We start from the raw sequence: 14126 nt of genomic DNA on the forward strand, positions 1-14126 counted from the left end.
GCGGAGTAAAACATGGGTCAGTCTGAAGTCAGTGATTTTTTGCCTCCCCGGCTCAATACAGCGGCCGGGGCACAGCGGCGGGTGGGAATCGAGATTGAAATGGCCGGAATTGAGGCGGACGCCATCGCCCGCTGCCTGCAGGCTGAATTTGGCGGCAGCATAGAGCGCCACACCCGCTATGAGCTGAGCGTTACCGGCACTGAATTCGGCGATTTCAGCCTGGAGCTGGATTCGGACTTTTTCAAGGAGCTGGAGCAGGATTCCGGCGGGCAACTGTCGAAGTTGATCGGCGGTAGCGATGTCGTCGCGGAAATTGAGAATATCTCTGCGGACGTAGTCGCCGCGGCCGCCGAGCAATTTGTCCCCTGGGAAATTGTCTCGCCACCGATTGCGATTGCGCAGCTGGAGAAGTTTGCCGCTATCACCGGCGAGCTGCGTGCGCTGGGTGCGAAGGGTACCCGGCACGCCGCGCGCTTTGCTTTTGGCGTGCACCTCAATCCGGAACTGCCGGATCTCGATGCCGGTACCATTCTGCGCTATTTGCAGGCCTATGTCTGTTTGTATGACTGGATTGTAGCGCGGGAAAAAATTGATCTGTCGCGGCGGCTGACCCCCTATATCAAACACTTCAAACGCAGTTACATCCAGCAGATTATCGATCCTGGTTACCAGCCGGACCTGGCCACCCTGATAGACGATTACCTGGACGCCAACCCGACGCGCAATCGCAGCCTGGATATGCTGCCCCTGTTTGCCCATCTGGACGAGCAGCGGGTCAGGGCGGTGGTGCAGGACTCGCGGGTCAAGGGCCGGCCGACATTGCACTATCGTCTGCCCAATTGCGACATCGACAACCCCCACTGGACCTTGCTAACCCCTTGGTACCACTGGCTGCAGGTGGAATACCTGGCCAATGACAGCGAACAGCTGGCGACAATTTGCCAGGCTTACCAGCAGGAGTTGACCCGTCTCGGCAGCCGCCTCGACGATAAGTGGCTGGCGCAGTGCCAGAGCTGGGTCGAGTCCTGATCCAACTCCGCCTGCTATCCATGCTCATTGCAAACAAGGTGCTGCTGTTGATATGCGTCCCCTGATCGCGGTTACTGGCCCTCACCGGCGCCTGCGTTTCGGTTGGTGGGCAACCCGGCTGATGCTGCTGCTGTGTGGCTTGCGCGGGGTCTATGTGAGTTCCGGACGGGCGCAGTTAAGCCAGCCGGTGCGGGGGGTGATCATCGGCGGCGGCGACGATATCGAGCCGCAGCACTACGGTGAGTCTGGCGATGCGGGGGTCACCTACGACCCGGAGCGCGATGCCCTGGAGATGGATATTATCCGCCGTGCACTGGCGGCCAGGGTGCCCATTATGGGAATCTGCCGTGGTGCCCAGCTGCTGAACGTGGTGCTGGGCGGCAATCTGTGGCGGGACATTCGGCCGCTGCGCAAGCGCACCCCGAACTACAATACTGCGCGCCCGGTAAAGTGGGTGGAGTTGGCAGGTACCAGCCGGCTCGCCGCTTTTCTCCACCAGCAGCCTGAAACCATGCCCGGCAGCTCGCCCCACAGCGCTGATCACCACTCGGCCCGCAATGTTCGGCTCAAGGTCAATAGCCTGCACAGTCAGGCTATAAATCGGTTGGGCGAGGGGCTGCAATGCATTGGCCGGGACGCCGATGGGTTCATCCAGGCAGTGGAGGCGGAACGGCAGTTTATACTCGGTGTGCAGTGGCACCCGGAATATTTGCCCTACAAGCGCACCCAGCGTTTGCTGTTTGCTCACTTCGCCAGCGCAGTGCGGAAGACGCCCGAAAAGTTGTTGCCTGACGCGGGGCAAGGCGGCGCGGATGAATCCTGAGGTGCCGCGCTCACCATGAGCAGCTATCTGGCCCTGTTTGCCAGCGCGTTTTTGGCGGCCACGGTGTTCCCGTTTTACTCCGAGGTGATTCTCACTTCATTCTTAATCGATGGCTTATCCCCTTACTGGTTATGGTTAGCGGCCACCGTGGGTAATACCCTGGGGGCAGGGGTCAACTGGTGGTTGGGCGGTTACTGTCTTCATTTCAGCGATCGGCGCTGGTTTCCCTTTAAGGAAAAGGGCCTGCAGGGCTCCCAAGCCTGGTTTCAACGCTACGGTAAATGGAGCCTGTTGTTCGCCTGGATGCCCGTGGGAGGGGACGCGCTGACCTTTATTGCCGGCACCATGCGCATCAATTTGCTCACCCTGCTGGTGCTGGCTGGAATCGGCAAGGGCATTCGTTACCTGGTGGTTATCTGGCTGGTGATCTGGTCCAGTGACCTGGTGGTGGCAGGCTTGTAGGCCTTTTTGGGGCTTGCATAACCGTTGCTGCCTGCCACAGTTCATTCCTGGCCCTGATGGGCGTAGAATCGAATCAGGAGGTGCTGCCCATGAACCGTGATTTAACCAGCAAAACCCGCACTGAGCGAGACAGCCTGGGTGACGTCGAGGTGCCAGCCGACGCCCTCTATGGCGCACAAACCCAGCGCGCCATCGACAATTTCCCGGTCAGCGGCCTGGTTATGCCGCGCGCCTTTATCCGCGCTCTGGGACTGATAAAGCAGGCTTGTGCGGCGGTGAACGTGCGCCAGGGTCAACTTGACGACACGATTGGCGCGGCGGTGCAGCAGGCCGCCGCCAGGGTCGCCAGCGGCGAGTACGACAGCCAGTTTCCCATCGATGTTTTCCAGACCGGATCTGGCACCAGTACCAATATGAACGCCAATGAAGTCATTGCGGCGCTGGCGCGCAGGGATGCGGGAGTGGCGGTGCACCCCAACGACCATGTCAATATGAGTCAAAGCTCCAACGATGTGATTCCCAGTTGTATTCATGTCAGCGCGGCGCTGCTGGTTTATGAAGAGTTGTTGCCGGCTCTGCGTCACCTGCACCAGGTGCTGGAAGACAAGGGGCAGCAACTGGCGGCGACTGTGAAAACCGGCCGCACCCACCTGATGGACGCAATGCCGGTCACTATGGGGCAGGAACTGGGTGGCTGGGCCAGCCAGGTCGCGCTGGCGATTGCCCGACTGGAGCAGAGCAGTGTGCGCCTCACCGCGCTGGCCATCGGCGGCACTGCAGTGGGCACCGGTATCAATGCCCAGCCGCAGTTTGGTGAGGGGGTTGCCGCCAGCCTGGCGCAGTTAACCGGTATCCAGTTTGTGGTAAAGGATAACTATTTCGAGGCCCTGAGCTGCCAGGACACAGCGGTGGAAACCAGCGGCCAGCTGAAGACCCTGGCGACCGCACTGCTGAAAATCAGCAACGACCTGCGCTGGATGAACAGCGGCCCGCTCACCGGGTTGGCGGAGATTGAGCTGCCGGCCCTGCAGCCGGGCAGCAGCATCATGCCGGGCAAGGTCAATCCGGTGATTCCCGAAGCGGTGGCCATGGCCTGTGCCCAGGTGACCGGCAATGATGTGACCATTACCCTGGCCGGCCAGAGTGGCAATTTTCAACTCAATGTTATGTTGCCCGTGATCGGCTACAACCTGCTGCAATCCATCCAGATAATGGCCAGCAGTGCGCGGCTGCTGGCAGACAAGGCAATTGCCGGCTTCACGGTCAATGTTGAGCGCCTGGCGGCGGCGCTGGATCGCAACCCGATCCTGGTGACCGCCCTCAATCGCGAGGTGGGCTATGAGAAAGGCGCGGCGATTGCCAAGCAGGCTTACGCGCAGAAGCGCCCGGTACTTGAGGTAGCGCTGGAGCTCACCGACCTGGATGAGGACACTCTCAAACGGCTGCTGGACCCCCGCCTGTTAACCGGGTGTAACTAGCAAAATACCTTCACCGAAGGTCGCAGTGGAGGAATTCCCGGTAATGGCCGGGCCAGAATAGGGCCCGGTTGATGCTCATTTGCACTCAATATTGTCGATTGCAGCTGTTTAAACCCTCTCTCCAGAAGCTCTTTTCTCCTGTTTGCACCGTTCACGCTTGTGCCTGTGGCCGGGTGTTTGCCGTGGGTCACGGCAGCCAGGCTGCGGCGACAGGCAATAAAGATGCAAGCTCGGGTTAGGATAATTGCTGGCTTTAGGGTGGGTTCCTGTCTTAAGCTATCATTCTGCCCTAGGGAAATTTCTTACTCAGGTGCTCTCGCTGGGAGGCAGAAGCTGGTATATTTTTGCTCAAAGTCATGCTGAAACGTTGTTTGAGCACTCTAGTTGTACCTTTCTAGTTTTATTTGTTATTGGTAGCTCATTCTTTCAGTTGGATACCGGATTTATGAAAATTCTGATGAAGCCCGTCTCGCTCAGGGATGCAGAACGCCGCATGGCCAAAGCGGAAACCTATGCGGAATGGGCTGAAGCCGCAAAGTGGCATGACAAGGTTTCCGGCGAGGACCGCTGGAAGCGGACTGAGCGCAGCGACTTGTACGATTACCAGATCATCAAGGCCAGGCTGCAAAAATTGCGCAGTTGCCGCCTCAATGGCGATGACAGGGGGCTGCTGTTTACTCTCAACGAAGGTATTCACGGCAATACCGGCGGCATGGGTAATCGGGCACTGTATAACCACGCCAAATTTGGCAGCAAGAAACTGATTAATGAATACGTGGACGAAGTCGCCAGTGCCCTGCGCTACCTGGCCGAGCTGGAAAGCCCCGATATCAGCTTCGAGGAAAAGCTGGATTTCTTCCATCGCGCCAGCCATTGCTTCGGCCGCACAGCGCTGATGTTGAGTGGTGGAGCGGCCCTCGGCAACTTCCACCTGGGGGTGTTGAAGGCTCTGCTGGAACAAAACCTGATGCCAAAAGTGGTGTCCGGCGCCAGTGCCGGCGCTATATTCGCGGCCATGATCGGGACCAATACCCGTGACCGGCTGGTGGAATTGTTTAAAGTGGAGAACCTGATTACCAGCTCCCGGGAGGAGGCCAATATTTTACGGCGCCTCTGGGATCACGGTTATCGCCCCATCGATCGCGATGACGTGGAGGCGATTATCAATAATGTGGTGCCGGATATGACCTTTGAGGAAGCTTACAAGCTGACCGGGTTGTACATCAATATCACCGTGTCGCCGGCCGAACCACTGCAGAAGGCGCGCTTGCTGAACGCCATTGCGTCGCCCAATGTGCTGGTGCGCAGTGCGGTGCTGGCGTCGGCGGCGGTACCCGGCGCATTTCCCCCGGTAACCCTGATGGCCAAGGATAAGGACGGTACGGTGAAGCCCTACTTGCCGTTGCGCAAGTGGATTGACGGCTCTTTTTCCGATGACCTTCCCGCCCGGCGGCTGGGGCGCCTGTACGGGGTGAATCACTATATTGTCAGCCTCACCAACCCCTTTGTCCTGCCATTCGCCTCCGACCCGGCCCAAAGTGGCGAGTTCCGTCGCACGGTTACCCGGCTTGCCAAGGTTGGCTTGCGTGAATACTCAACCATTATGGGGCGCATAAATCGGCGCTTTTTAAAGCATTTTCCCCGTTTGGAGTCGGCCATGAGTTTGGGTTTTTCGGTGATGGGGCAAAGCTATACCGGCGACATCAATATTATCTATCGGTTTTGGGCCAAGGATCCCCGTCGCCTGATGACGCTGCTTAGCCCGGAAGAGATGATGGAAATAATTCGTGCGGGTGAGCGAGCCACCTGGCCAAAAGTGGAAAATATTCGCATTGCCACCAAAATTGGCCGGGTGCTGGAGGATATTATTGAGGATTACGAACAGCGCGAGCTGTCGCTGGCCCGTATGGGCATGCGTTACCGCAAGAGCCTGCAGCGCGGCAAGGAATTAAGCGTGACTGAACCTGTAGCTGACGAGGGCTGATAATTGTCCTGCCGTTGGTGGTTGGGCGGGCGCGGTGCATGCCGGTTTCGGCACCGGTTTGAGGGGGTAGGGAAGGGCCGCTACAACTGCGGTGATTGCGTTGCACGGGTATCTCTCTATATCATGCACGACCCGTGTATAAGGTTGTAGGGCGATGACTGAAAAATCCCGACCAATTACCATAGCGCAGTACGCTGCCCAGGAGGGGTTGGACTTCCAGGCCCATGCCAATCTGGAGAGTCTGCAGCGGATTTTCACCATTCCCGAATCCAGTGGTGCAACTCTCGCCAAAATCGACGCCGATATCTCCAGCAATCTGGACGGTTTTCTGCACGAACACATCGTGGCGGTGGAGAAAGCGCTGGGTGAAATCGAAACTGCCTTCGCCTCTGCGGCTATCCCCGAGCAACCCTACTACGTATCCGCGTATACCGATTTTATTCTCAAGCACCTGGTAGCCCAGTCTGTGCGTACCTCAGCGCCGGGCTTTATCGGGCACATGACCTCGTCACTGCCGTATTTTATGCTGCCGCTGTCGAAAATTGTCACCGCGCTCAACCAGAACCTGGTCAAAGTGGAGACTTCCAAGGCGTTTACCCCACTGGAGCGCCAGGTGTTGGGCATGTTGCACCAGCTGACGTACGGGGAGAGTGAAGAGTTTTACCAGCGCTGGCTGCACGACTCCAATATTGCCCTGGGAGCATTTTGCTCGGGCGGTACAGTGGCCAATATCACCGCGCTGTGGGTGGCGCGCAACCATATGTTGGGCCGGCAAGCTGTGGCCCGCAAGGGCCTGCACGGTGCCCTGCAGGCCAGCGGCCTGAAAGGCCTGGTGATTCTGGGCTCACGCCGCAGTCACTACTCGGTGGCCAAGGCGGCGGACCTGCTGGGCATCGGTCGCGACAACCTGGTAGCCATTGCCACCGACGAGCGCTATCGGGTTGATGTCGACGAACTGCGCCGCAAAGCCCTGCAGCTCAAGGCGGAGGGTTATGGCATTTTGAGTATCGTCGGTCTCGCCGGCGCCACCGAAACCGGCAGCGTCGATCCACTCGACAAGCTGGCCGCTGTGGCGCGGGAAGTGGGTTGCCATTTTCACGTCGATGCGGCTTGGGGCGGCGCCACCCTGTTTTCCGAAAACTACCGGTCGAGGCTGAAAGGTATCGAGCTGGCCGATTCCGTCACCATTGATGCGCACAAGCAAATGTACGTTCCCATGGGAGTGGGCATGGTGTTGTTTCGAGACCCGCAGCAGGTTTCCAGTATCGAGCATCACGCCGAATACATTATTCGTAAAGGCTCCAAGGACCTGGGCAGCCACACGCTGGAGGGCTCCCGCCCGGGGATGGCGCTGCTGGTGCATGCCGGCCTCAATATTATCGGTAAAAAGGGTTACGAGCTGTTGATCGACCAGGGCATCGACAAAGCCCGGTATTTTGCCGAACTGATCGACCAGCACCCGGACTTTGAGTTGGTGGTGCCGCCGGAGCTCAATATCCTCGGTTATCGCTACGTGCCGAGCAAATTGCAGCGCAAGTTGCAGTTGGCCGACCCGGAGCAGCGCCAGCACATTAACCGCGAACTGGATAAGGCCACCCGGCTGTTGCAAAAGGCGCAGCGGGCCGCCGGCCAGAGTTTTGTGTCGCGCACCCGGGTGGATGCCCAGGCCTACGGCGGTGACGTGCTGACGGTGTTTCGGGTGGTGCTGGCCAACCCCTTGACCACCCACGATGTACTTCGCGCCGTGCTCGAAGAGCAGTTGTTGTTGGCGCAGCGCGACGACGTGCAAGCGCTGCTGGCACCGCTGTGTAAGAATGGCGAGAGTAAGGTTTGTAGCGAGGTAAAATAAGCGCGCCGCGTACCAGAGCGGCGGCGCGCTACTTCTTCTCGGCCCGGGTGTGCTCGAGGCTGTCTTTGATCCGCTTCAACTGCTGGTCCACCTGTGGGCTGCGCTTCAGGGCAAGACCGGTCGCCAGTATATCGATGATGGTCTGGATCATGATGGTGGTAGTCATGGGCACGTAGATGGTCGTGTCTTCCAGCTCGCTGCCGGAGGTTATCACCAGGTCGCACACCGCTGCCAGCGGCGACTTGGGGTCGGTAATGGCCAATACCCTGGCGCCACTGTTCTTGGCGGTGGTGGCGGTCTCGATGGTGGCGTAGGTGCGCCCGGTAAAGGAAATAAACAGGATGACACTGTCTTCGTTGGCGGCCGCCGCGGCCATCCGCTGCTTCAGGTTGTCTTCATAGGCGATGGTGGGGGTGCCGAGGCGAAACAGCTTGTGCTGGGCATCCTGGGCCAGGGAGGCACAGCCGCCCATGCCAAAAATTTCAATGCGTTTGGCGTTGTCCAGGCAGTCGACGGCGCTCTCTATAACCCGGGGATCAAGCTCCTTGCGCAGATAATCGAGGGCCCCCTGGTGGGTGCTGATCAATTTGTTGACGTAGGTGTCGGTATCGTCGTCGATTGCCACGGAGCGGGTGACAAAGGAAGTGTTCTTTGCCAGACTTTGGGCCAGTTGCACTTTGAACTCGGGAAAGCCCTTGCAACCGATGCCCCGGCAGAGGCGGGAAATCATCGGGTCGCTGACCCCCGCGCGGCGCGCCAGTTCGGCGGTGGTGGAGTGCACCACCGCCTCGGGGTCGGCCAGAATAGCCTCGGCGATGCGACGCTCTGATTTGCTCAGGTTATTGAGTTTGTGTTGCAAGCGGGTCAAAATCATGCTGTTCTCGATTTGGTCAACGCTTGACAGCGTTTCGTAGCAAAAAACCGGTAGTAAAAAATTGGTAGAAATATAATAGTATGAGCTCAGTTCTGCGGCGTCGGCGGTAGAGTTGCTCAGCGACCGGGAACGTTGCCGCTGAATCTACCAAATATTTAACTAAATTAAAATAAATTCATTGTTTTGTCATTTTTCAGGCCTTATAATTTAACTTAATTAAATTAGCCGGATTGGGTCACCTGTCTAGCCCGCACAGCTAGAGTAAGACGTTAGAGCTACAGTAAGACGTTAGAGCTAGAGTAAGAAAAGTACCGTTAAGCGAAGTAGTATTGCCGTTGGGTTAGGCATGATCCCCGTTGGTTGAGTAGTAACGCGCAATATCCTCAGTAGCAATAAAATGGATTAGATCGCGGCAATTGCGGCAAAAGTCCCCCGGCGCTTTCACATAGGTCATTCACACGTTTCAACGTTCATGCATTCAATGCAGTCATCGCAATTACAGGAAAGTACTTTGAAAAGACGCACTAAAATTGTTGCAACTCTGGGACCATCCACCGACGCACCTGGTGTTTTGGAAAAGATCATCAAGGCCGGTGTCAATGTGGTGAGGATGAACTTTTCCCACGGCAGCCCCGAAGACCACAAGCTGCGTGTTACCCAGGTCAGGGAGCTGGCAAAGAAATATAAGCGCAGCGTCGCTATTTTAGGCGATTTACAGGGGCCCAAGATCCGGGTCGCCCGTTTTGCCGAGGGTCCAATCCAGCTGGCGGTCGGCGATGTATTTTGCCTCGACTCATCCCTGGCCCGAGACGCCGGCAACCAGAACGAGGTGGGTCTTGACTACGCTCACCTGCCCGATGATGTGGTACCGGAAGACCGACTGTTGCTGGACGACGGCCGGGTGGTTTTGCGAGTCACTGCTATCGACGGGACGCGAATCAGCACCGAAGTAGAGGTGGGCGGCAAGCTCTCCAACAACAAGGGTATCAACAAGCAGGGCGGTGGTTTGTCGGCCGATGCCTTGACCGAGAAAGATTTTCGCGATATTCGCCTGGCGGCTGAGCTGGAAGTAGATTACCTGGCGGTTTCATTTGTGCGCAGTGGCGAAGACCTGGAAAAGGCGCGGGCGCTGTTGCGTGAGGCCGGTGGTGACGCCGGGTTGATTGCCAAGGTCGAGCGCGCCGAAGCAGTGCAGCCGGAAATACTCGACGGTATCATCCGCGCTTCTGATGGCGTGATGGTGGCGCGAGGTGATTTGGGGGTCGAGATTGGTGATGCTGAATTGATCGCCGTGCAGAAGCACATGATTGCCCGTGCGGAAGAATTGAACAAGCCGGTGATCACCGCTACCCAGATGATGGAATCCATGATCGATAGCCCACTTCCGACTCGTGCCGAAGTGTTCGACGTCGCCAACGCGGTGCTGGACGGTACCGACGCCGTGATGTTGAGTGGCGAAACCGCCGCCGGCCAATTCCCGCTGGAAGTAGTCGATGCCATGAATCGGGTCATTATTGGTGCCGAGCGCCAGCCGCAAACCAAAATATCGACCCACCGCTTGCACGAGCATTTCGCGACCATCGATGAAGCCATCGCACTGGCCACTATGTACACAGCCAACCACCTGGATGGCGTAAAGGCAATTATCAGCTTTACCGAAACCGGACGCACACCGCTGTACATGACGCGCATCAGTTCCGGCTTGCCGGTATACGCTTTCACTGATCACGCCCGTACGGAGCAGCGCCTCGCGCTCTATCGTGGGGTTGAGCCGGTGACTTTCGACACTGGCAAGCACCAACCGGAAGATTTAAACCAGGCGGTGGTCAATGAGTTGCTGAGCCGTGGCGTGGTGGCCGAGGGCGACCTGGTAATTATTTCCAAAGGCGATTTCCGCAATGTGCACGGTGGCACCAACACCATGAAAATCGTGCGCGTCGGCGACGCCATTCACTAGGAGCCTGTCGGACTTAGGTGCCCGTAGCGAGAGAAAGTCCGATTTGAGTCAGTTTTTAACCATTTTTGAGGCGAATAGTGGTTCTATTTAACGAGAAAATGGTTAAAAAATGGCCAAACTCGGCTTTTTCGCAGCAGGGCAACCCTAAGTCCGACAGGCTCCTAGGATTGTGGGCTGCGGTGCCGGGTTTGTTGGCTTGGCACCGGGGTGGTGCTGTGCTGCCAATGTTTGACCGTCGGCGGCACTGCAGCGCTGCGGTTGACCCATCGCTCAAAGCCTCGCTCGATACCGGCGGCGGTTGTTTCCCGTTTGATAGCCGTAAATAAAATTTCCGCTTCCCGGTAGTGGTTGCGCAGATAAGCCAGCCACTGCTTTACCCGGTTGCCGAGAAACTTTGTCGGGTAGAGCGGTTTTGTAGTCAGATAGTAGTGAAATAACAAAATCGCCACCTGTTGCCAGCTCATGGGCGAGTATTCTCGCCCGGCGGCAGCGGCTTTTATAGCCAGGGCCAGGTCCGGTCGCGCCAGTATGCCCCTTCCCAGCATAAAGTTCTCGCAGCCGGTTTGCTCGCGGCAGCGCTGATAATCCGCTACGGACCAGATTTCGCCATTGGCTATTACCGGGATGTCGAGGGCTGCGCGTATTTTACCGATGTATTCCCAGTAGGCCGGAGGTTTATAACCGTCGACCTTAGAGCGTGCGTGCACAGTCAGTTCGTTGGCTCCGCCGGCGGCCACTGCCAGGGCGTTGTCCAGGTAGGCGCTGCGATCGGCGTATCCGAGCCGTATTTTCACGGTGACCGGTACCTGCTCTGGCAGCGCCGATCGCACGGCGGCGACGATACCGTAAATCCGTTGCGGGTATTGCAGTAGGCAGGCGCCCCCCTCGCTTTTATTGACCGTTTTCGCCGGGCAGCCAAAGTTCAGGTCGATGGCGCTGGCCCCCAGTGAGGCCGCCACGGCGGCATTGTCGGCCAGCGCCTGAGCATCTCCGCCGAGCAACTGCAGCTTCACCGGGGTCCCGGCCCTGGTGCGACTGTTGTGGTGCAATTCCGGGCAGAGCCGGGTGAATACTCGTTCGGGCAATTGCTGCTGGTTACTCACGCGCACAAATTCGGTGACACAACCATCGAGACCGCCTAGAGTAGTAAGCAGGTCGCGCAAGTGATAGTCGACTACCCCTTCCATAGGGGCGAGAAACAGGCGCATGAAAAAACCGGGGGCTGGTGAAGTTGGCGGCATTGTACCGTAAAGTTCCAATAGGTAGCTGCGCGAGGTTGTAATTATCCCTGCCTGTAGTATTTTTACCAAACCGTGTAGTAAATGAGAAAATTTGCTTACAGGGTAAAGTTCGGGCTAAATTCCACGTCCCTTTTACGGGGGGCGGGGTGGAACCGGCGGGGTGTGCGTGAGGCGACCTGGCACCGGTTTATCCTGGCGGCGTGCGAACTTATCGGTTTGGCGTTGCAGAGCGAATAAAAGTGAGCAATGGGTCCAAGAGACAGATTGCTTTTCCAGTGGCAGCGGATTGGACCCCGCGGCCGGTTTTCAGGAGGTTAACTAACCTATGCAAGAAGAAATTTTGCAACAGGGCGTGGATTTGATGCTGTTTGGCATGGGAACGGTGTTTGTGTTCCTGACCGTGCTGGTGATTGCCACGACGATTATGTCCGGTGTTGTGAGCCGCTTGTTCCCGGACGCTGTCAAGCCGCTGCCGGCTGCTGCAGCGCCCCCCCCTAAAGCGGGGGTTGATCCTAAATTGCAGGCCATCATCAAGGCCGCAATCGAGAAACACCGCTCCCGGCACAAATAAGTTTCTTATTGCACACGAACCACAGATTCTGATCTCCACAGAGAAGGCTTACTCCAATGAGTGAAAACAAAAAACCGCTTGGTATCACTGACGTCGTGTTACGCGATGCGCATCAATCCCTGTTTGCCACCCGTATGCGTCTCGACGATATGCTTCCCATTGCCAGTAAACTGGATGATATTGGTTTCTGGTCGCTGGAAACCTGGGGCGGCGCCACCTTCGATGCCTGTATTCGCTATCTCGGTGAAGACCCCTGGGTTCGGATTCGCGAGCTGAAAAAAGCCATGCCCAAAACCCCCATGCAGATGCTGTTCAGGGGGCAAAATATTCTCGGTTATCGGCATTACGCGGATGATGTGGTGGAAAAGTTTGTCGAACGCTGTGTCGCCAACGGCGTCGATGTGTTTCGCGTGTTCGACGCCATGAACGACATGCGCAATATCGAGACAGCGCTGAAAGCGGTAAAAAAGCAGGGTAAGCACGCCCAGGGCACAATTTCGTATACCATCAGTCCCGTGCACACCATTGATATGTGGGTAGAGCAGGGTAAACGCATCGAAGACATGGGCGCAGACTCCATTGCCATCAAGGATATGGCCGGGTTGCTGAAGCCCTACGTGGGCTTTGAACTGGTCAGCAAGTTGAAAGCCGCCTGTGATATTCCCATCCATATGCAGTGCCACGCTACCACCGGCCTTTCCACAGCGACGGCACTGAAGTGTGTGGAAGCCGGTATCGACAATATCGATACCGCAATTTCTTCCATGTCCATGACCTATGGTCACAGCCCTACTGAAGCTGTGGTGGCCATTCTCCAGGGCACCGAGCGAGACACGGGGCTGGACCTGATCAAACTGGAAGAGATTGCCAACTATTTCCGTGAAGTCAGGAAGAAATACGCCAAGTTTGAAGGCTCATTGCGCGGTATTGACGGACGTATTTTGACTGCCCAGGTACCCGGCGGCATGCTCACCAATATGGAAAGCCAGTTGCGTGACCAGGGTGCGGAAGACAAGTTTGGCGAAGTGCTGGCGGAAATTCCGCGGGTCCGTGAAGACCTTGGCTTTATCCCGTTGGTGACACCCACGTCGCAAATCGTCGGTACCCAGGCGGTGCTGAATGTACTGACCGGAGAGCGTTACAAGTCGATTTCCAAAGAGACCCAGGGAGTGCTAAAGGGTGAATACGGCGCTGCTCCCGCGCCGTACAACGCCGAATTGCAGGCTCGGGTGCTGGATGGTGCCGAGCCGATTACTTGCCGGCCGGCGGATCTGTTGAAACCGGAGATGGACAAGTTGACGCTGGAGCTGAAGCAGCTGGCCGAGGAAAAGGGTATTGCCCTGACGGAGGGCGAGGGCGAGATAGACGACGTCCTGACTTACGCGCTGTTCCCCCAGATTGGCCTCAAGTTCCTGCAGAATCGCGGCAACCCGGACGCCTTCGAGCCGGTGCCTACGGGCAAGGAGAGCGCGCTGGTTACCAACGATGCCGGTGAGGAGGTCTACACCGTGACGGTGGAAGGTGCCAGCTATACGGTAACCGTGTCCAACGGCGGAGACCTGACCGGTATCGCGCCGGTGGGTGGTGCCGCAGCAGCACCGGCTGCCAGCGCCGGTGCTGTTCCCAGCGGGGGTGACCCGCTGCCGGCGCCGCTGGCGGGCAACATCTTCAAGGTACACGCGGTTCCCGGCCAGGCCGTGCAGGAAGGTGATCTGGTGGTGCTGCTGGAAGCCATGAAAATGGAGACTGAAATTCGCGCCAACAAAACCGGCACTATCGCCAGTGTTAACGTCAAGGTCGGCGACTCGGTATCCGTCGGCGACATCTTGCTTACCATCGCTTAGGTCCTGGAGACGCA

General features: G+C 57.5%; 11 protein-coding genes. 9 read left to right on the plus strand and 2 right to left on the minus strand.

The window, feature by feature from the left end; genetic code table 11:
- The first annotated feature begins 12 nt into the window (after positions 1–12).
- The 6 genes from G8764_RS08800 (at position 13) to panP (ending at position 7625) form a co-directional block, all read left to right on the plus strand.
- Positions 13–1029 carry an amidoligase family protein gene (locus G8764_RS08800; RefSeq protein ID WP_166164254.1) on the plus strand — a complete coding sequence of 339 codons (1017 nt, stop codon included), beginning with the start codon at positions 13–15 and terminating at the stop codon, positions 1027–1029.
- Positions 1030–1081: 52 nt separating this feature from the next.
- On the plus strand, positions 1082–1852 hold the full coding sequence (locus tag G8764_RS08805; RefSeq protein ID WP_166164255.1) for a gamma-glutamyl-gamma-aminobutyrate hydrolase family protein: 771 nt from the start codon (positions 1082–1084) through the stop codon (positions 1850–1852).
- Between the two features lie 15 nt (positions 1853–1867).
- Entirely contained in the window at positions 1868–2314 is a 447-nt protein-coding gene (locus G8764_RS08810; RefSeq protein WP_166164256.1) for a YqaA family protein, read from the plus strand.
- 89 nt (positions 2315–2403) lie between these two features.
- Positions 2404–3792, plus strand: a complete 1389-nt coding sequence (locus G8764_RS08815; protein WP_166164257.1) for a class II fumarate hydratase — start codon at positions 2404–2406, stop codon at positions 3790–3792.
- Positions 3793–4237: 445 nt separating this feature from the next.
- Positions 4238–5776 (plus strand): DUF3336 domain-containing protein, encoded by a 1539-nt coding sequence (locus tag G8764_RS08820; RefSeq protein WP_166164258.1) that lies wholly within the window; start codon positions 4238–4240, stop codon positions 5774–5776.
- A 154-nt stretch (positions 5777–5930) separates the two neighbouring features.
- A complete protein-coding gene (gene panP, locus G8764_RS08825) occupies positions 5931–7625 on the plus strand; it encodes a pyridoxal-dependent aspartate 1-decarboxylase PanP (RefSeq protein ID WP_166164259.1) in 1695 nt (564 codons plus the stop codon).
- Positions 7626–7653: 28 nt separating this feature from the next.
- Here panP and hexR read toward each other — a convergent pair whose 3' ends face one another.
- A complete protein-coding gene (hexR, locus tag G8764_RS08830; RefSeq protein WP_166164260.1) occupies positions 7654–8499 on the minus strand; it encodes a transcriptional regulator HexR in 846 nt (281 codons plus the stop codon).
- A gap of 511 nt (positions 8500–9010) precedes the next feature.
- Between hexR and pyk the strand changes: the two genes are divergently transcribed.
- The gene (pyk, locus tag G8764_RS08835; RefSeq protein WP_166164261.1) at positions 9011–10456 is read left to right on the plus strand and encodes a pyruvate kinase; all 1446 of its coding nucleotides are present in this window, start codon (positions 9011–9013) and stop codon (positions 10454–10456) included.
- A gap of 161 nt (positions 10457–10617) precedes the next feature.
- Here the strand turns inward: pyk and G8764_RS08840 are convergent, their stop codons facing one another.
- Positions 10618–11664, minus strand: coding sequence for a tRNA dihydrouridine synthase (locus tag G8764_RS08840; protein WP_166164262.1), 1047 nt, complete (start codon positions 11662–11664; stop codon positions 10618–10620).
- Between the two features lie 358 nt (positions 11665–12022).
- Here G8764_RS08840 and G8764_RS08845 point away from each other — a divergent pair, with 358 nt between their 5' ends.
- Complete coding sequence (locus tag G8764_RS08845; RefSeq protein WP_166164263.1) at positions 12023–12268, plus strand: OadG family protein; 246 nt, start codon at positions 12023–12025, stop codon at positions 12266–12268.
- Between the two features lie 56 nt (positions 12269–12324).
- On the plus strand, positions 12325–14112 hold the full coding sequence (oadA, locus tag G8764_RS08850) for a sodium-extruding oxaloacetate decarboxylase subunit alpha (RefSeq protein WP_166164264.1): 1788 nt from the start codon (positions 12325–12327) through the stop codon (positions 14110–14112).
- Positions 14113–14126: the final 14 nt, after the last annotated feature.

Origin of the sequence: Pseudomaricurvus alcaniphilus, assembly GCF_011440395.1 — a bacterium.
Taxonomy (GTDB): domain Bacteria; phylum Pseudomonadota; class Gammaproteobacteria; order Pseudomonadales; family Cellvibrionaceae; genus Pseudomaricurvus; species Pseudomaricurvus alcaniphilus.

Coding starts and splice junctions, on each gene's coding strand:
- G8764_RS08800 (WP_166164254.1), top strand. CDS start 13: ATGGGTCAGTCTGAAGTCAGTGATTTTTTGCCTCCCCGGCTCAATACA.
- G8764_RS08805 (WP_166164255.1), top strand. CDS start 1,082: ATGCGTCCCCTGATCGCGGTTACTGGCCCTCACCGGCGCCTGCGTTTC.
- G8764_RS08810 (WP_166164256.1), top strand. CDS start 1,868: ATGAGCAGCTATCTGGCCCTGTTTGCCAGCGCGTTTTTGGCGGCCACG.
- G8764_RS08815 (WP_166164257.1), top strand. CDS start 2,404: ATGAACCGTGATTTAACCAGCAAAACCCGCACTGAGCGAGACAGCCTG.
- G8764_RS08820 (WP_166164258.1), top strand. CDS start 4,238: ATGAAAATTCTGATGAAGCCCGTCTCGCTCAGGGATGCAGAACGCCGC.
- panP (WP_166164259.1), top strand. CDS start 5,931: ATGACTGAAAAATCCCGACCAATTACCATAGCGCAGTACGCTGCCCAG.
- hexR (WP_166164260.1), bottom strand. CDS start 8,499: ATGATTTTGACCCGCTTGCAACACAAACTCAATAACCTGAGCAAATCA.
- G8764_RS08840 (WP_166164262.1), bottom strand. CDS start 11,664: ATGCGCCTGTTTCTCGCCCCTATGGAAGGGGTAGTCGACTATCACTTG.
- G8764_RS08845 (WP_166164263.1), top strand. CDS start 12,023: ATGCAAGAAGAAATTTTGCAACAGGGCGTGGATTTGATGCTGTTTGGC.
- oadA (WP_166164264.1), top strand. CDS start 12,325: ATGAGTGAAAACAAAAAACCGCTTGGTATCACTGACGTCGTGTTACGC.